This is a genomic window from Streptomyces sp. Go-475 (assembly GCF_003330845.1).
Classification (GTDB): domain Bacteria; phylum Actinomycetota; class Actinomycetes; order Streptomycetales; family Streptomycetaceae; genus Streptomyces.
The window spans coordinates 8299371-8316701 of the sequence record NZ_CP026121.1 but is presented as its reverse complement, the minus strand read 5'-3'; the positions used below and the strand labels follow the sequence as shown (position 1 = coordinate 8316701).

Annotated in this window: 15 protein-coding genes; 12 read left to right on the top strand and 3 right to left on the bottom strand. The window is 72.4% G+C overall.

The window, feature by feature from the left end; translation table 11 throughout:
- Positions 1-44 precede the first annotated feature (44 nt).
- Complete coding sequence (locus tag C1703_RS37685) at positions 45-1403, bottom strand: S1 family peptidase (protein WP_114257038.1); 1359 nt, start codon at positions 1401-1403, stop codon at positions 45-47.
- Between the two features lie 744 nt (positions 1404-2147).
- On the opposite strand from C1703_RS37685, the gene C1703_RS37680 reads away from it, so the two are divergent.
- The 9 genes from C1703_RS37680 (at position 2148) to C1703_RS37640 (ending at position 11719) form a co-directional block, all read left to right on the top strand.
- Positions 2148-2363, top strand: coding sequence for a hypothetical protein (locus C1703_RS37680; protein ID WP_010040515.1), 216 nt, complete (start codon positions 2148-2150; stop codon positions 2361-2363).
- A 117-nt stretch (positions 2364-2480) separates the two neighbouring features.
- Positions 2481-3287 carry an HlyD family efflux transporter periplasmic adaptor subunit gene (locus tag C1703_RS37675; protein WP_114257037.1) on the top strand — a complete coding sequence of 269 codons (807 nt, stop codon included), beginning with the start codon at positions 2481-2483 and terminating at the stop codon, positions 3285-3287.
- Positions 3284-5509, top strand: a complete 2226-nt coding sequence (locus tag C1703_RS37670) for an NHLP family bacteriocin export ABC transporter peptidase/permease/ATPase subunit (RefSeq protein WP_114257036.1) — start codon at positions 3284-3286, stop codon at positions 5507-5509. The genes C1703_RS37675 and C1703_RS37670 overlap by 4 nt, the downstream gene beginning before the upstream one ends.
- Position 5510: 1 nt before the next feature.
- Positions 5511-8336 (top strand): NHLP bacteriocin export ABC transporter permease/ATPase subunit, encoded by a 2826-nt coding sequence (locus C1703_RS37665; protein ID WP_114257035.1) that lies wholly within the window; start codon positions 5511-5513, stop codon positions 8334-8336.
- A 133-nt stretch (positions 8337-8469) separates the two neighbouring features.
- The gene (locus C1703_RS37660) at positions 8470-9477 is read left to right on the top strand and encodes a Ppx/GppA family phosphatase (RefSeq protein ID WP_114257034.1); all 1008 of its coding nucleotides are present in this window, start codon (positions 8470-8472) and stop codon (positions 9475-9477) included.
- 32 nt (positions 9478-9509) lie between these two features.
- Positions 9510-9692 carry a hypothetical protein gene (locus tag C1703_RS37655; protein WP_114257033.1) on the top strand — a complete coding sequence of 61 codons (183 nt, stop codon included), beginning with the start codon at positions 9510-9512 and terminating at the stop codon, positions 9690-9692.
- A gap of 148 nt (positions 9693-9840) precedes the next feature.
- Entirely contained in the window at positions 9841-10854 is a 1014-nt protein-coding gene (locus C1703_RS37650) for an iron-containing redox enzyme family protein (protein ID WP_114257032.1), read from the top strand.
- Between the two features lie 21 nt (positions 10855-10875).
- The gene (locus C1703_RS37645; protein ID WP_232840713.1) at positions 10876-11529 is read left to right on the top strand and encodes a HemK2/MTQ2 family protein methyltransferase; all 654 of its coding nucleotides are present in this window, start codon (positions 10876-10878) and stop codon (positions 11527-11529) included.
- The gene (locus C1703_RS37640) at positions 11510-11719 is read left to right on the top strand and encodes a CDGSH iron-sulfur domain-containing protein (RefSeq protein WP_114257030.1); all 210 of its coding nucleotides are present in this window, start codon (positions 11510-11512) and stop codon (positions 11717-11719) included. The genes C1703_RS37645 and C1703_RS37640 overlap by 20 nt, the downstream gene beginning before the upstream one ends.
- Positions 11720-11907: 188 nt before the next feature.
- Here C1703_RS37640 and C1703_RS37635 read toward each other — a convergent pair whose 3' ends face one another.
- Positions 11908-12342, bottom strand: coding sequence for a protease inhibitor (locus C1703_RS37635; RefSeq protein WP_114257029.1), 435 nt, complete (start codon positions 12340-12342; stop codon positions 11908-11910).
- A gap of 325 nt (positions 12343-12667) precedes the next feature.
- On the opposite strand from C1703_RS37635, the gene C1703_RS37630 reads away from it, so the two are divergent.
- From C1703_RS37630 to C1703_RS37620, 3 genes are all read left to right on the top strand, one after another.
- Positions 12668-13225, top strand: coding sequence for a hypothetical protein (locus C1703_RS37630; protein ID WP_114257028.1), 558 nt, complete (start codon positions 12668-12670; stop codon positions 13223-13225).
- A gap of 110 nt (positions 13226-13335) precedes the next feature.
- A complete protein-coding gene (locus C1703_RS37625; protein ID WP_114257027.1) occupies positions 13336-14031 on the top strand; it encodes an alpha/beta fold hydrolase in 696 nt (231 codons plus the stop codon).
- 89 nt (positions 14032-14120) lie between these two features.
- On the top strand, positions 14121-15290 hold the full coding sequence (locus tag C1703_RS37620; RefSeq protein ID WP_114257026.1) for a lactate 2-monooxygenase: 1170 nt from the start codon (positions 14121-14123) through the stop codon (positions 15288-15290).
- 57 nt (positions 15291-15347) lie between these two features.
- Here the strand turns inward: C1703_RS37620 and C1703_RS37615 are convergent, their stop codons facing one another.
- Positions 15348-16985, bottom strand: a complete 1638-nt coding sequence (locus C1703_RS37615) for an RICIN domain-containing protein (RefSeq protein ID WP_114257025.1) — start codon at positions 16983-16985, stop codon at positions 15348-15350.
- Positions 16986-17331: the final 346 nt, after the last annotated feature.

Sequence of the window (17331 nt, the reverse complement as noted above, 5' to 3'; positions counted from 1 at the left end):
GGTTTCAGGTCAGCCGACGGTTCAGGCCGGCCGACCGTCTCAGGTCAGCGGGACTCGGTCAGGCCCGAGTCGTCCCCGACGCCCTGGCCCGCGTCGTGGCCGGCACCCGCACCGGCTCCGGCGCCCGCTTCCTCGCCTCCGGCCTGCTCGCCCGCACCGGCACCGGCCTCCTGACCGGCGCCCGCCTCTTCACCGGCGCCAGCCCCGGCTTCCTCACCGGCACCGGCACCGGCCTCCTCGCCCGCGCCCGCTTCCTCGCCCGCACCGGCGCCGCCGCCCGCGGCACCGCCGCCGAGGGTCGCGCCGACCGCCTCCAGGGCGGTGGTGACCGGCTGGAAGAACGTCTCGCCGCCGACCGTGCAGTCACCGCTGCCACCGGAGGTCAGGCCGATCGCGAGACCGTCCTGGGTGAACAGCGAACCGCCGCTGTCGCCGGGCTCGGCGCAGACGTTGGTCTGGATGAGGCCCGTGACCGTGCCCTCGGGGTAGTTCACCGTGGCGTCGAGGCCGAGGACCTGGCCGTCGGCGAGCCCGGTGGTGCTGCCCATCCGGAAGACCTCCTGGCCGACGGTCGCCTCCGCGGCCTCGGTGATCTGGACGGTCTGGTCGCCGGTGTTGACCTCGCTGGGCGCCTCGGTCGCCGGGTCGTCGTACTTCACGAGCGCGAAGTCGCCGTCGCCGGGGAAGGTCGACTGGTCGACGGTGGCGATCGGCTGGCCGCCCTGCGTGTCGGACCACTCGTTGCCGCCGAGCGTGCAGTGACCGGCCGTCAGGAACGCCGGGGATCCGTCGCCCGCGGTGACGTTGAAGCCGAGGGAGCAGCGCGAGCCGCCCGCGAAGATGGCGTCACCGCCCGAGACGAACGGCTTGAAGGTGCCCGACGACTTCTTGATGGTGGCCATGTCGGAGCCGAGGCTCCGCACGGTGCTCTCCAGTCTGTCCCACTTGGCACCGGTCACGGTGCTGTCGGCGGTCACCAGGAGCTTGTTGGTGCGCGGGTCGATCGACCACGACGTGCCCGCGATGGTCGCCTCGGACTTCAGCGTCGACGCGCCCTCCTGGAGCTCCGACCAGCTGTTCTCGACCTCGCGCACCTTCGCGCCGGCCGCCTTGGCCCGCACGATCACGTTGTTGTTGTCGCCGGGTACGACGTTCACGACGAGCTGCCCGCTGTCGCCGTCGTAGTAGGAGCCGCCGAACGCCTCACCGAGGAGCCCGGAGAGCTGCGAGGCGAGATCCGAGGCGTCGCCCGCCTTCAGGGTCTTCGGCGCGGCCGCGGCGTCGTCGGACGAACCGTCCTGCGACGCGTTGGCGTTGGGGAGCAGGATCGCGGCCGCGCCGAGCGCCACCACGCTGCCCGCCGCTATCGCGGCCTTGCGCTTCGGAATTCGCTTGTGACTCAAACTTCTCTCCTCCTGAGGGACGGAGTGTGTGCCGCCGTCCGGCAGCTTCGGGGGGCGCCTGGATGGCTGTTGGTACGCACGGGCCGAGTGGGGCGTTCAATTCCGTTTGCAAGTGATCGCTTCGCATCGCGGAACCAGCCAACTCCCGTCGCCCGCGCGCCGACCGCGCGCTCGGCGACCTCCCTGGTCACGACGGGCCGCTCCGGAGGAGGGAAGCGGATCGCGCGCGGCGCCCCAATGGCCGGATGACGGCGTTTCAGCAGTGGGCGTCAGTCCGATCCGCCGAACAGACACGATCCGTATCCGCCCGGGAACGATCTGTTGCGATCGTCGAGTTGAATCCCGACTTCAGCGAATCTGCACATCGAATGCTCAACCCGGTCACCAAGTCGAGGGTTGTCCACAGGGTGGCCGGCGCACTCACGCCTTTGGGGCGGGAGTGCCGGATTCGCCGCTCCGAGAGGCAAGGGATCGGATGAGCCGATGCCGTGCCGCATGTGAAGAACTCGCCACCAAGGCGTGCACGGACCTGCACGGAACGGGGCTCCTGCGACGCAAGTTGCCTGGTGAGACCGGTGGTTGATTGGAAGCGCGCGCCCGCAGCGTGCTTTGATCCATCGCACCGCGGGGGCCGCGATGGGCACTCGGAAACGGATGTCCGGCGCTCGCGGTCGCGGCCGTCATCTGTCCCCAGAGGGGGCCGCTCCCCCCTTGTGAGATATCCATACGAAGGGAAGTTCCACCATGAACTCCACCCCCCAGGTTGAGACCGTCGAGATCGCCGACGCCGAGCTCGACGCCGTTTCCGGCGGCCTGTCCGTGAACGCCGTGAACACCGTCACCGACACGGTCGACAGCATCGCCCCGGTCTCCGGCCTGGTGAACACCGCTGTCGGCACCGTCGAGGGCGTCACCGGCCTGAACACGGCCCCGGTCACCAACCTGGTCTCCGGTCTCTGATCGAGCCCCAGTGCCGTTGACTCCCGGAGCCGCAGCCGGCGGTTCCGGGATCTTCGGGTGCCGTGACAACGTCTGTCGCGGCCGTGAAAAACCTCTTCTACGGGTGAGGGAAGTTCCTTGCAGTTCCGCCAACAGGCCCTCGCCAAGCTGCAGTCACCGGAGGAACTCGACCTCCCGGTGCGTTTCGCCCGCCCGCAGGGCTGGCTCGTGCTCTCGGTGACGGTGGTCGCGATGGCCGCCGCCTCGGTGTGGGCGGTGACCGGTTCGGTGACCTCCACCGTCAGCGCGCCCGCCATCCTCACGCACGGGCAGGGCAGTTACGTCCTCCAGAGCCCCGTCGCGGGCCAGGTCACCGCGGTGCTCGCCAAGCAGGGCCAGCGGGTGCCCGCCGGCTCCCCCGTGCTCAAGGTCCGTACGGCCAAGGGCGAGACGGTCGTCCGCACGCTCGACGCGGGCCGCGTCTCCGCACTCGCCGCGTCCGTGGGGCAGATCATCCAGACCGGCGCGGACGTCGCCGCCGTCGAGAAGGTCGCCCGCGCCCAGGACCCGCTGTACGCGACCGTGTACGTCCCCGCCGAGAACGCCGCCTCGATCCCCGACGACGCCGCCGTCGACCTGACCGTGCAATCGGTGCCGACCCAGGAGTACGGCGTGCTGCGCGGCCATGTGAAGTCGGTGGACCGCTCGGCGCAGTCCCCGCAGCAGATCTCCGCGTTCCTCGGGGACAGCCAGCTGGGCGAGCAGTTCACGAAGAAGGGCAGGCCGGTGGCTGTCACGGTCCGGCTGGACAGGTCGTCCGCCACGAAGAGCGGTTACGCGTGGTCGTCCGCGGACGGGCCGCCGTACAAGCTGACCTCCATGACGCTGGCCACGGGGTCGATCCGGCTGGCCGACCAGCATCCCGTCGACTGGCTGCTGCCATGAGCGCGACCGCTCAGGAGAACCGGGGCAGGCGCCGCGCCGCCCCGCCCAAGCGCAAGGTGCCCAAGGCCAAGGCCAAGACGGTCCGTACCCCCACCGTGCTCCAGATGGAGGCCGTGGAGTGCGGTGCCGCGTCGCTCGCGATGGTGCTCGGCCACTACGGCAAGCACGTCCCGCTGGAGGAGCTGCGCATCGCCTGCGGCGTCTCCCGGGACGGCTCGCGCGCCAGCAACCTGCTGAAGGCGGCCCGTAGTTACGGCCTGACGGCCAAGGGCATGCAGATGGACCTGGCCGCCCTCGCCGAGGTGAAGTCGCCGGCCATCCTGTTCTGGGAGTTCAACCACTACGTCGTCTACGACGGCATGGGCCGCCGCTTCGGCCGCCGGGGCGTCTACATCAACGATCCCGGCAAGGGCCGCCGTTTCGTGCCCATGGAGGACTTCGACGGCAGCTTCACCGGTGTCGTGCTCGTCATGGAGCCCGGCGAGGACTTCACCCGGGGCGGGCGCAAGCCCGGCGTCCTGGGCGCGATGCCCGCCCGGCTGCGCGGCACCGCGGGCACCATGCCCGCCGCCGTGCTGGCGAGCCTGCTGCTGGTGGCGGTCGGCGCGGCGGTGCCCGCGCTCAGCCGCACCTACATCGACGAGTTCCTGATCGGGAACAAGACCTCGCTGCTCGGCGTGCTGTTCGCGTCGATGGCGGCGTGCGTGCTGCTCACCGTCGTGCTGACCTGGCTCCAGCAGGCGAACCTGCTGCGCGGCCGCATCATCTCCTCCACTTTGTCCAGCGCCCGCTTCCTGAGGCATCTGCTGCGGCTGCCGGTGACGTTCTTCTCCCAGCGCAGCCCGGCCGACCTCGTCCAGCGGCTCCAGTCCAACGACGCGGTCGCCGAGACCCTGTCCCGCGACCTCGCGGCGGCGGGCGTGGACGCGATCGTGGTCGTGCTGTACGCGGTGCTGCTCTACACCTACGACCCGCAACTGACGTTCGTCGGCATCGGCGTGGCCCTGCTGAACATCGTCGCCATGCGGGTCGTCGTACGGCTGCGCGCCACCCGCACGGCGAAGCTGCGCGCCGACACGGCCCGGCTCACCAACACCGCCTACACGGGCCTGCAGCTCATCGAGACGATGAAGGCGACCGGCGGCGAGGACGGCTACTTCCGCAAGTGGGCCGGGCAGCACGCCACCACCCTGGAGGAGCAGCAGCGGCTCGGCGTGCCGAGCGCCTGGCTGGGCGTGGTCGCGCCGACGCTCGCCACCCTCAACAGCGCGCTGATCCTCTGGATCGGCGGCATGCGGGCGGTCGAGGGGCACATCTCGGTCGGCCTGCTGGTCGCCTTCCAGGCCCTGGTCACCCGGTTCACCGCCCCGCTGACCCGGCTGAACGGCGTCGCGGGCCGCATCCAGGACTTCGCCGCCGACGTGGCCCGGCTGAAGGACGTGGAGAACTTCAAGGCCGACCCCCTCTACGGCCGCCCCGGCGCTGGCGAGTCGACGCGCCGCCTCCAGGGCCACGTCGAGCTGGAGAACATCACCTTCGGCTACAGCCCGCTCGACAAGCCGCTGCTCACCGGCTTCGACCTGACCGTCGGCCCCGGGCAGCAGGTGGCGCTGGTCGGCGGCTCGGGCAGCGGCAAGTCCACGGTGTCCCGGATGATCTCCGGCCTGTACGCGCCGTGGGAAGGCGTGATCCGCATCGACGGGCAGCGCATCGAGGACATCCCGCGCGGGGCGCTCGCCGCCTCCGTCTCCTTCGTCGACCAGGACGTGTTCCTCTTCGAGGGCACGGTCCGCGACAACGTGGCGCTGTGGGACCCGTCGATCCCGGACGAGGCGGTGGAGGACGCGCTGCGCGACGCCGCCCTGTACGACGTGATCATGCGCCGCCCCGGTGGCATCCACAGCAAGGTCGAGCAGGACGGCCGCAACTTCTCCGGCGGGCAGCGCCAGCGCCTGGAGATCGCGCGGGCGCTGGTGCGCCGCCCCAGCATCCTGGTGCTCGACGAGGTGACGAGCGCGCTGGACGCCGAGACCGAGCTGGTCGTGATGGACAACCTGCGCCGGCGCGGCTGCGCCTGCGTGGTGATCGCCCACCGGCTCAGCACGGTGCGCGACAGCGACGAGATCGTCGTCCTGCAGCACGGCACGGTCGTGGAGCGCGGGCGGCACGAGGAACTGGTGGCGCGCGGCGGCGCCTACGCGGCACTGGTCAGGGAACGGTGACATGACGACCGCCCACGAAGGACACGACGGGGACCTCGTGCTGGGCGCCTTCGGGCAGCTGGGCTCGCGCATCGACTGCGCCGGGTTCAACCGCCTGGACCTCGAAGGCCCGCAGGTGCTGTGGCTGGTGGCGTCCGGCGCCGTCGACCTGTTCGCGGTCGACGCGGGGCAGCAGGGCCACTGGCACCACCTGGGCCGTCTCGAGGCGGGCTCGCTGGTGCTCGGCCCGGTGCCGGGGCCGCAGCACACCCTGGTGGCTCGACCGCTGCGGGACTGCGTGGTGCACCGCATCGGCCTGCGCGAGCTGTACCAGCCCGCCAACACCGCGACCTGGTCGTACGACGAGTACGGCAACCCGCAGTACGTGCCGCCGACGACGAGCCCGCTGGAGTACGCGCTCGCGCTGGGGGTCGGCCGCAGCCTGTCCATCCTCTTCCAGGCGCCGATGGCCACCGAGCGGGCCGCCGCGCCCACCGACGACGACGTGTTCTGGATGCAGGTGCCGCCGGGCAGCGTCCAGTACGGCTCGCTGTACGGTGCCGAGGCGGCGGCCGACCTGCTGATGGACCCGGCGCTGTGGCAGTCCATGGTCGACCAGCAGTACCGGCTGCTCACCACGCTGGACCGCTGGATCGAGCAGCTGGAGCGCACCCACGAGACGCGTACGGCCGAGGGCATCAAGGCCGGTGAGGCGGTGCGCGCCCAGGCCGACCAGACACTGCTCGCCTCCATCGGCAAGCGGTCGTCGAAGCGGACCACCGCGGCCGACGCCGACGCCACGTACGCGGCCTGCAAGCTGGTCGGGCAGGCGGCCGGGCTCAGTCTCACCGAGCCGACGCAGAAGGGCACCGGCGGGGACCGCCTCGACCCGGTCGAGCAGATCGCGCTGGCCTCCCGGGTCCGCACCCGGGCGGTACGGCTGGACGGCCGCTGGTGGCGGGACAACGTCGGGCCGCTGGTCGGCCAGCGGGCCCTGTCGGGCGCGCCGGTGGCGCTGCTGTGGCGGCGCGGCGGCTACGTCGCCGTGCATCCGTCGACCGGGCGTGAGACGCCGATCGAGAAGGCCAACGCCGACGAGTTCGAGCCGCGCGCGGTGATGTTCTACCGCCCGCTGCCCGAACGGGGACTCAGTCCGCTGCGGCTGCTGCGGTTCTGCATGCGGGGCATGCGCGGCGACCTCACGGCGCTGCTGCTCAGCGGTCTGGTCACGGTGGCGATCGGCGCGCTGGTGCCCGTCGCGACGGGCAAGGTGCTGGGCGAGTTCGTGCCGAAGGCGCAGACGGACCTGATCGTGCAGGTGTGCCTCGCGGTGATGCTGAGCAGCGTGGTGGCGGCGGCCTTCATGCTGTTGCAGAACCTCACCATCCTGCGGATCGAGGGCCGGATCGAGGCCACGCTCCAGCCGGCGGTGTGGGACCGGCTGCTCAGGCTGCCGACGAAGTTCTTCACCGAGCGCTCCACGGGCGAACTGGCCAGCGCGGCCATGGGCATCAGCTCGATCCGCCGGCTGCTGGCGGGCGTCGGGCCGACGGTCGCCCAGTCGGTGACGGTCGGGGCGATGAACCTGGGCCTGCTGTTCTGGTTCAGCGTGCCGATGGCGATGGCCGCGATCGGGATGCTCGTCGTCATCGCGGCCGTGTTCCTGGGGCTCGGGCTGTGGCAGGTGCGCTGGCAGCGGCGTCTCGTGGTGCTCTCCAACAAGCTGAACAACCAGGCGTTCCAGACGCTGCGGGGCCTGCCGAAGCTGCGGGTGGCGGCCGCCGAGAACTACGCGTACGCGGCGTGGGCGTCGGAGTTCGCGCGCAGCCGGGAGCTCCAGCAGAAGGTCGGCCGCATCAAGAACCTCACGACGGTGCTGGGCGCGGTGTACCTGCCGCTGTGCACCCTGCTGATGTTCATGCTGCTGGCGGGACCGGCCCGGGGTTCGATGTCCGCGGCGGCGTTCCTCACGTTCAACACCTCGGTGACGATGGTGCTGACCTCCGTCACCCAGCTGACCGGCGCGTTCGTCTCGGCGGTGGCCGCGCTGCCGCTGTTCGAGGAGATCAAGCCGGTGCTGGACGCCACGCCGGAGGTGCGCACGGCGAGCACCCGGCCGGGTCCGCTGACCGGCGCGATCGAGGCGCGGCGGGTGTCCTTCCGGTACGCGGACGACGGGCCGCTGGTCCTGGACGACGTGTCGTTCGAGGTGCGGCCGGGCGAGTTCGTCGCGATCGTCGGCCCGAGCGGCTGCGGCAAGTCGACGCTGCTGCGCATGCTGATCGGTTTCGACCGGCCGGTGTCGGGGAGTGTGCTGTACGACGGTCAGGACCTGGCCGCCCTCGACCAGTCGGCGGTGCGCCGCCAGTGCGGTGTGGTGCTCCAGCACGCGCAGCCGTTCACCGGCTCGATCCTGGACGTCATCTGCGGCACCGAGCCGTACACGCCGGAGGAGGCGATGGCGGCGGCCGAGATGGCCGGGCTCGCCGAGGACATCAAGCGGATGCCGATGGGCCTGCACACCATCGTCTCCGGCAGCGGGGCCGTCTCCGGCGGCCAGCGGCAGCGGCTGATGATCGCCCAGGCGCTGATCCGCCGGCCGCGCATCCTCTTCTTCGACGAGGCGACCAGCGCCCTCGACAACGAGACGCAGCGCACGGTCATCGAGAGCACCAAGGCCCTCAACGCGACCCGGGTCGTCATCGCCCACCGGCTGTCGACCGTGATGGACGCGGACCGGGTCGTGGTGATGGAGGACGGCAAGGTCATCCAGCAGGGCCCGCCCGCGCAGCTGCTCGCCGACACGAACGGCCGGCTGCACGAGCTGGTGCGCCGCCAGATGGCGTGACGTGGCGCACTCCCCCGGTCCCAGCGAAAAGAGAGGGACGCGGCGCACCCCTCCGCCCGCGCGGGTGGCGCGTCTTCGCCCTCCCCGGCGGACCGACCCGTTGGTCTGCCGCGGAAATGGGTACCCACCGCGCATGCGAATCAGCGTGGTGGACGTGGGATCGAACACGGTCAGACTTGTGGTCGCGGACGCGGAGGGCGGGGTGCCGCTCCCGGTCCACACCTCCAAGTGGCGGCTCAGGCTGTCCGAGCAGGTCACACCGGGGGGACCCATCCCGGAGCAGGCCGTCGGGCAACTCGTCGACGCCGTCACCGAGGCGAGCAGGACCGCCACCCGGTGGGGCGCCGCGGGCCCGCTCGCCTTCGCGACCGCCGTGGTACGGAACGCGCCGAACCGGCACGAGGTGCTGCACACCGTCCGGGCCCGTACGGGCGTCGACCTGTGCACCCTGCCGGGCGAGGTCGAGGCCGAGCTGACGTTTCTCGGGGCCCGCCGCTGGATGGGCTGGCGTTCTGGGCCGCTGGCCCTGCTGGACATCGGCGGCGGCTCGCTGGAGGTGGCCTTCGGGCGGGGCCGGCTGCCCGACTTCGTGGCGTCGCTGCCGCTGGGCGCGGGGCGGCTCACCCACGAGTTCTTCGAGGGCGAGGACCCGCCGTCGCCCGAGCGGGTGCGGGCGCTGCGCCGCAGGGTGCGCCATCAGCTGCGGGACGTCGCCGCCCGGATCCGCTGGGAGGGCCCGCGCACCGCGGTCGCCACCTCCCGCACGTTCCAGCAGCTGGGACGGCTGTGCGGGGCCGCTCCCGGACGCCACGGCCCGTTCGTGGAGCGGCAGCTGCACCGCACGGACCTGGGCGAGGCGATCGTGCGGCTGGCCGCCCTGCCCGCCGCCGAGCGCGCGCGGCTGCCCGGCATCTCCGCGCCGCGGGCCGCGCAGAGCCTGGCCGGAGCGGTGGTCGGGCACACGGCGATGAAACTGACCGGCATCACGTCCGTCACCGTCTGCCCCTGGGCGATCCGCGAGGGTGTGCTGCTGCGCCACATCGAGGACGGCCCGTCCTGGTGGGCGGAGGTGACCCGCCGCAACGAGGAGGCGGCCCCCGCGGAACCCGTCCCGCTGCGCATCGCCACCGCCTCCCACTGAGTGACGCGTACCGAACGCAGGAAGGAGACCCCGTGTCCCACCACAAGGACCACGACGGCAAGCAGCCCGAGACGGCGCTCGAGGAGGTCCTGCGCGAGATCGAGGACGCCGAGAAGCGCACCGAGGACTCCGCCGAACAGCGCCGCCACCGGGGCGAGGCCGGGGAGGCCATCACCCCCAACACACGCGCCCAGGAGGAGTCCGAGGGGGACTGAGAGCCCCGGGGAGCGTCGCAGCGACCAAAGCCGGGCGCGGGCCCGGGCGCGCCGGCCGGCCGCCCGGGCCCGCGGCCTGTCCGAGGGCCCCTGCGGACCCGGTACCACGCGGGCGGGTGACCAGGCGCCCCGCGGGTACCCGGGGCCCATGGAGCACGACCGTGAAGAACCACGCCTGCCGACCCCACGCGGCCCGCTGAGCAGGGGCGTCGAGACGTACCTGCGGGGCGCGGGCCGGCTGCCCCGCCTGGAGGAGGTCGCCCGCGCCGAGGTGTACGGCGACGACCTCCAGCTCGCCCTGTACCTCTGCTACGAGCTGCACTACCGCGGCTTCGCGGGCGTGTCCACCGACCGCGAGTGGGACCCCGACCTGCTGCGCGTCCGGGCGGCCCTGGAGCAGCGCTTCCTGTCCGCCCTGCGCTCCGACGCCTGGGTCCACGACAGCGTCGACGAGGCGCTGGCGGGCCTCCTGGTCGAGCCGGTCGACGGCACGGGCGTCAGCCACTTCCTGCGCGACGAGGGCGAGCTGTGGCATCTGCGCGAGTACGCGGCGCAGCGCTCCCTGTACCACCTGAAGGAGGCGGACCCGCACGCCTGGGTGCTGCCCCGGCTGTGGGGCAGGGCGAAGGCGGCGATGGCGGCGGTGGAGTTCGACGAGTGGGGCGGCGGCCGCGCCGACCGCGTGCACGCCCGGCTGTTCGCCGACCTGATGACGGACCTCGGCCTGGACACCACGTACGGCCGCTACCTCGACGCCGCGTCCGCCGAGGCCCTGGTCACGGTGAACATGATGTCCCTCTTCGGCCTGCACCGGGCCCTCAGGGGCGCCCTGGTGGGCCACTTCGCGGCGGTCGAGATCACCTCGTCCCCGGGGTCGCGGCGGCTCGCCGAGGCGATGCGCCGCACGGGCGCCGGACCGGCGGCCGAGCACTTCTACGACGAGCACGTGGAGGCCGACGCGGTCCACGAGCAGGTCGTGCGCCACGACGTCATCGGCGGTCTGCTGGAGCAGGAGCCCCACCTCGCCCCGGACGTCGCCTTCGGCATCGACGCCACGGAGTTCGTCGAGGAGCGCTTCGGCGCGCGGCTGCTCACCGACTGGCGGGCATCCCGTTCATCACTGCATGCACCGCTTGCCCGTGAAACCACCTATATCTCCTGAGTGGCGGGGTACTCGACGTCCGTGAATCCACTGGTACTCCCGGGTGTGTACGCCCCGCAGGAAGACACCGAGCTGCTGGCCGGTGTGCTGTCCGACGAACCGCTGCCGCCGGGCGCCGAGGTGCTCGACGTGGGCACCGGGACCGGCGCCCTGGCCCTGGAGGCGGCGCGCCGCGGCTTCCGCGTGACCGCCGTCGACGTGTCCTGGGGCGCCGTGTGGGCGGCGCGGCTGAACGCCTGGCTGGCCGGACTCCCGATCCGCATCAGGCACGGGAACCTGTTCGAACCCGTCCGCGGGGAGTCGTACGACCTCGTCCTGGCCAATCCGCCGTACGTGCCCGCGCCGGACGGCCGGCGCGCGCCGCGGGGCGCCGCCCGGGCCTGGGACGCGGGCGATGACGGGCGGCTGGTCGTGGACCGGATCTGCCGGGAGGCGCCCGGCCTGCTGCAACCGGGCGGGGTGCTGCTGCTGGTGCAGTCGGCGCTGAGCGGCCCGGATCTCACCGTCGGGCAGCTGCGGGCCGCCGGCCTGAAGGCCGCGGTGACCCAGCGGCGCCGGATCGCGTTCGGTCCCGTGCTGCGGGGCCGGGAACGCTGGCTGCGGGAGCGGGGGCTGCTGTCCGACACCGAGGACAAGGAAGAGCTGGTGGTCGTCCGTGCCGAACTCCCCGTCTGACCGGTCGTCCGAGGCCCCGCGCCGCGTCACCGTCCAGCGGAAGGGACCGCTGCTGATGGAAGGCCCGGTGGAGGTGGAACTGGAGGACGGCTCCGTCGTCACCTCCGACCGCTTCCGCGTGGCCCTGTGCACCTGCCGCCGCAGCCGCCGCTATCCGTGGTGCGACACGAGCCACCGCGACCGGGCGTGAGAGCCACGGCCTGACAGTTCCTTGAGCGCCGGGGCCCGAAAACCCAGGAGCCGGCGGGCGGCCCCACTCCGCCCGCCGGCTCCCTTGTACGAGATCGCGGCCTCCCCGTGACAGCGGCCCGGCTCCCCAGCAACGAGCCGCCGTGCTTCACGGGAACAGCGCGATCCCGGTCCTCGGGAGGGTCGCCCCTAGAAGGAGAAGACGCCCGTGCCGTAGGCGTTCTTCATGCAGTCGTTGGAGAAGACGCGCTCGTAGCTGACCCGCTGCCCCTGCCAGACGCCGTCCACGGTCACGACCACCGGGTCGTACTGCTTGGTGCACATCACGCCCTCCGTGGCGGTCAGGGCGTCGAAGTCGCCGCCGACTCCGCGCAGTTCCGCGCAGGCCTCGGCGGCGGCCGGGTGGGTGCCCGCGGGCCTGGGGGCACAGGTCAGGGTGACCGCGCGTTCCGGAGTCGTTGTGATCGCGCTCTCTCCGTGGCCCACCGTGAGGACGAGGGCCGAGGGGGCGTAGAGCGCGGCGGGGGCCGGACCCGGGGTGGCGAGCGCGGCCCCGGTCAGGGGTCCGCAGACGGCGGTGGCCGTCAGGCCGAGGGTCATGGCCCAGCGCGCGGTGTTCCGCATTGTGTGCATCCTTCCGCTCGATTACAGGGGGTGCCGGCCCGTGCTCGGTCGGTGCCCGGAACGGCGAGCGCGAGTCTGCCGAGTCCGTCGCCGAAACACACATCGACCCCACTGGTTTCAGTAACGTTACGTATTGAATCAGTGGCGCGAAGTTACGGAACGGGCGCGCGTGAAGCCCGTAACTGCGCGGACTCCGGGGGTATGAAGCGGCCAGATGGCTGATTCCCGGGTGTTTGTTAATAGGCCTGAAACATTCCGATTCCGCTCTGGGCCGACCACTTTGCAACCGCTTGCGTTCATGCCCGCGTCGAGTAATCGTCATTACATGATTACGAGCGAGCAGCGAGAGCAACTGCGCGGCTGGTTCGCCGGCCGCCTCCCCGACGACCTCTTCGAGGAGCTGACCGAGATCACGGTCGACCGGGAGGAGATCACCGTGATCGGCCGCATCCCCGCGCCCCGGCTGGCCGAGGACGCCCCGGTTGCCGAACGGGAGGCGGCCCTGGAGAGCCGGGTGCAGGAGTTCCGGGAGCGCACGCGCGAGGACCGGATGGCCGTGGCCCGGGAGGCCGAGCACCGGTTCCGCCGCAAGGTGTCCTGGGGGGTTGAGTGCGGCGGGCGGCGCGCCCTCTTCACGCACGTGGCCGCGCCCGTGATGACACGGCTGCGCCAGCCGGAGCGCCAGGTCCTCGACACCCTGATCGCCGGAGGCGTCGCCCGCAGCCGCAGCGACGCGCTGGCGTGGTGCGTGCGCCTGGTCCAGCGGCACACGGACGACTGGCTCACGGAGTTGCGCGACTCCCTGGAACACGTGCAACGGGTACGGGCGCAGGGCCCGGACACCGGGCCGGACCACCCGCCGCACACGGACGACGGGGAGTGACGTGCCAGGACGACGAGCAGGGACGTGCCCGTGCCGCCGGGGAGTGACGTGCCCGTGCCGCCGGTCACCGGCCCGGGGGCGTTGTCAGTGCCGGCGGCTACCGTGCGGGCATGACTGACTTCGTACTGGTGGCAGGTGCCTGGCTCGGGGCGTGGGCGTGGGACGAGGTGGCGGCCGAACTGCGCGGCGCCGGGCACGACGTGCACGCGCTGACGCTGTCGGGCCTCGCCGAGAAGCAGGGTGCGGCGGCCGGGCTGGAGACGCATGTGCGGGACATCGTCGACGAGGTGGAGCGCCTCGGCCCGCGCGACGTCGTCCTCGTGGGACACAGCTACGCGGGCATACCGGTCGGGCTGGCCGCCGAGCGCATCGGTGACCGGCTGCGGCGCGTGGTGTTCGTCGACGCGAACGTGCCGGTGGACGGGGAGTCGTTCCTGTCGGGCTGGCCGAGCGAGGGCGTGCGCCGGTCGATCGCCGAGCACGACGGGTTCTGGCCCCCGCTCGGCCCGGACGACTGCGCGGGCCAGGGGCTGACGGACGAGCAGATCGCCCGGTTCGTCGCCGGCTCGACCCCGCATCCGGGTGCCACGCTCACCGAACCGGCCCGTCTCGAGCGCTCCTTGGCCGACCTTCCGGCGACGTACGTGAAGTGCCTCCTCGACGGGGACGAGCCGTTGCCGGCGGTGGCCGCACTCCTCAAGAGTGACCGGTGGGAGCTGGTGGAGATGGCCACGGGCCACTGGCCGATGTTCTCGCAGCCGCGTGAACTGGCCGGTGTGCTGCACTCGTCGGTCGCGGGAGGCTGACCCGCGGTCCGTGCCGCCGGCCGGCCACCGGCCCGCTCGCCGTATCGTCGGGTCGACGCAGGCTCGACGACGAGAGGCGGGACCGGCCGATGGCACAGCACTGGGCCGACTACCAGTACGAGATCTACCTCAACGGCATGGCGGGCGTCGTCCCACGACTGCCCACGGACCTGACCCGCCTGGAGGAACTCACCGAGCGGCGGCTCGGCGCCGGTCCGGTCGGCTATGTGGCGGGCAGCGCGGGGAACGGCAGCACGGCCCGCGCCAACCGGGCAGCGCTGGAGCGCCGCCGGATCGTGCCGCGCATGCTGAGGGACGTGCGCGAGCGGGATCTGTCGGTGGAGGTCCTCGGCCGTGCGTTGCCCGCCCCGCTGGCCCTGGCTCCCGTCGGGGTGCTGTCGATCATGCATCCGGATGCGGAGCCCGCGGCGGCCCGGGCCGCCGCGGCGCAGGGTGTGCCGTACATCCTGTCCTCCGTGTCGAGCACGCCGATGGAGCGGATCGCCGAGGTGATGGGCGAGGCCGAACGCTGGTTCCAGCTGTACTGGCCCAAGGACCCGGAGGTGGCCCGCAGCTTCCTGAACCGGGCCCGGGCCGCCGGATTCACCGTGCTCGTGGTCACGCTGGACACACCCCTGCTCGCTTGGCGGCCGCGCGACCTCGACCAGGCGTACCTGCCGTTCCTGAACGGGGTGGGGATGGCCAACTACTTCACGGACCCGGCCTTCAAGGCGGGCCTGTCGAAGCCGGTGGAGGAGGACCTGGCCGCGGCGGTGCGGCACTTCATCGGGCTTCAGGGCGACCCCGGCAAGACCTGGCCGGACCTGGCGTTCCTGCGGGAGAACTGGGACGGCCCCATCGTCCTCAAGGGCGTGCTGCACCCGGACGACGCCCGGCTGGCCGCCGAGGCCGGCATGGACGGCGTGGTCGTCTCCAACCACGGCGGACGGCAGGTGGCCGGCTCCGTCGCGGCGGCGGACGCGCTCCCCCGCGTGGCGGAGGCCGTCGGCGACCGGCTCACCGTGCTCTTCGACAGCGGCGTCCGCACCGGCGACGACATCTTCAAGGCGCTCGCCCTGGGCGCCCGGGCCGTCCTCGTCGGCCGTCCGTACGTCTACGGACTCGGGCTCGACGGGCAGTCGGGGGTCGAGCACGTCATCCGCTGCCTGCTGGCCGAACTCGACCTCACCCTCGCCCTGTCCGGCCATGCCACCCCGGGCACGGCCGGTCCGGCCGACCTCGTCGAGGACCCGGCCTGACCCGGGGGCTGCGCGGCGCGTGCACCGCGCAGCCCGCTCAGGCCGCGGGGGCCGTGGTCACGCCGTCCGGCCGTGGGGCAGGGTCACCTGCCGGGCCTTGTGGCCCTCCTGCTCCTCGATCGACAGCGAGCCGGCCGTCGTCGGCAGGGGCTCCGGCTGCCAGCGCTGGGCCTCGGAGCGGTCGCGGACCTTGACGACGATGTCGGCGTCCGGGTCGTCGTGCGTGGCGGCGAGGGCGAGCCGCTCGTCCCAGCGGGGCAGCAACTCGCCCTGCACGGTGAGGTCGTAGCGCACGTCGTCGGCCCGTTCGGTGTCCTCGTCGGCGCAGGTGCCGAGGACCACCACGCCCGCGTCCTTGTGCGAGTCCAGGCACAGCCCGGGGTCGGCCACGCTGCGCAGCAGCCCGTCGTCCTCGTACGTCCACTGCTGGGTCCACACCGTCGAACACGGCGCCAGCTTCGTCGCCGAGCCCTCCTTCGGCAGGTCCCGGACGTCCAGGCACAGGTCGGCGCCGGCGTTGCGCAGCCGCGTCACGCCCGGTGCCGTGGGCAGCCCCGCCGTGCCGGGCGGTGACACGGACCCGGTGCCGTCGGAGCCGGCGGCGCTGTTGGAGCCGGCCGGGTCGGCCTGGCCGCCGTCGTACGACGAGGCGCTGATGATGAGCACGGTGGCCAGTACCCCGGCCGACACCGCGCCGACGCCGGAGAGCAGCGCCCGGGGGGACCGCAGCGCGTCCGGGACCCGGCGCGCGGGCAGGGGGATCCTGGACAGCAGGCGGTGCCGCCCGTCTCCCCGGGCTCCGCCGCCGCGCCGCCCGCCGCCCCGCCGGCCGGCGCGACCGCCCCGCGTGCCGTGCGAGGACCGGCCCGGTCGCGAGTCGAGGTACCGGCGTGCGCCCCAGCCGAGCACCGCCTCGGCGATCAGCGGGCCCAGCGGCCCCTCGAAATGGCTCAGCTGTTCGGCTGCGTTCCGGCAGTAGCGGCACTCCGCCAGGTGCTCCTGGACGTCCGGCAGCAGGGTGCCGCCCCGGCGGATCGGGACGTCGAGCAGTCGGTTGTAGAACCGGCAATCCTGGGTCGGCGCGAGTTCCCGATGGGCATGTACACAACCCTCACGGAATGTGTCCCGTGCCTGTTCGAGTGCGGCCGACGCGATGTCGGTATCCATGCCCAGCAGACCGGCCGGGACGCTTAAGGGATCGGCCTCGACCTCGACGTGCCAGAGCAAACAGCGCGCGGCCGCGGGAAGTGCCTGGAATGCCCGCTCCGCGAGGGCGCGATTTTCGGGCGTCATGGACGTCGCCGCGCGCAGCCCGCGCCCTCCGGCCGGTTTCTGCAAGGCGGGCAGGACCGCCGATATTCGGTCGTCGCCCGACCACTCCCGGATCGTGTCGCGCACGGTCACCAGAAGGGCCGGGCGCAGCGCGACGCCCGACTCGCCGAAGGCGAGGCGGTTGAGGGTCCGGTGGAAGGCGGTCCCGGTGACCATCGCGGCGACCTTGGCCGACGAGGCGAGACAGATGACCGCGTAGTCGTGCACCGGCTGCCAGTGCCGCGCCATCAGCAGCGCGACGGAATGGGCGGCGACCTCGCCCTCCGGGCTGCCTCTGAGCGGGGCGGCGAGGCTCTCGTCGGATTCCCCCGGATCCCCGCCGGGCGGGGGATACGGGGGACGAGGGGGGTGGGGGGTGGGCACTGAGATGGTTCCTTCCCACGCGCATGTGACACACAGAAGTCTGACGCCGAAAAAGGAGCCCGGTTGGTGCGTACCTTTTTTGGCGCGGCGCGGGAGGGGCGAATTCGCCGGCGGCGAATCGGACCCGGTCAACAAATCACGTGCGACACTCGGCCATTCCCCCCGCACGCGTGTTTCACTCTTGCACAACCCCCACACGGCCAACAAGGCGCATGGACAACATCCCCACGCTTGACAGAAAGTCAGAAACGGGAACAGACGCACGTCGATCGCACCGGTTTTCGACATTTCCATGCGCCCCGTGTGAATCGGGCACCCGCACCGGGTGCGCCGCGCACGCTCCCGG

What these genes read in the sequence shown, in the direction of transcription:
- C1703_RS37620 (WP_114257026.1), top strand. Translation starts at nt 14,121, where the DNA reads ATGGCACAGCACTGGGCCGACTACCAGTACGAGATCTACCTCAACGGC.
- C1703_RS37670 (WP_114257036.1), top strand. Translation starts at nt 3,284, where the DNA reads ATGAGCGCGACCGCTCAGGAGAACCGGGGCAGGCGCCGCGCCGCCCCG.
- C1703_RS37665 (WP_114257035.1), top strand. Translation starts at nt 5,511, where the DNA reads ATGACGACCGCCCACGAAGGACACGACGGGGACCTCGTGCTGGGCGCC.
- C1703_RS37650 (WP_114257032.1), top strand. Translation starts at nt 9,841, where the DNA reads ATGGAGCACGACCGTGAAGAACCACGCCTGCCGACCCCACGCGGCCCG.
- C1703_RS37630 (WP_114257028.1), top strand. Translation starts at nt 12,668, where the DNA reads ATGATTACGAGCGAGCAGCGAGAGCAACTGCGCGGCTGGTTCGCCGGC.
- C1703_RS37660 (WP_114257034.1), top strand. Translation starts at nt 8,470, where the DNA reads ATGCGAATCAGCGTGGTGGACGTGGGATCGAACACGGTCAGACTTGTG.
- C1703_RS37635 (WP_114257029.1), bottom strand. Translation starts at nt 12,342, where the DNA reads ATGCGGAACACCGCGCGCTGGGCCATGACCCTCGGCCTGACGGCCACC.
- C1703_RS37680 (WP_010040515.1), top strand. Translation starts at nt 2,148, where the DNA reads ATGAACTCCACCCCCCAGGTTGAGACCGTCGAGATCGCCGACGCCGAG.
- C1703_RS37625 (WP_114257027.1), top strand. Translation starts at nt 13,336, where the DNA reads ATGACTGACTTCGTACTGGTGGCAGGTGCCTGGCTCGGGGCGTGGGCG.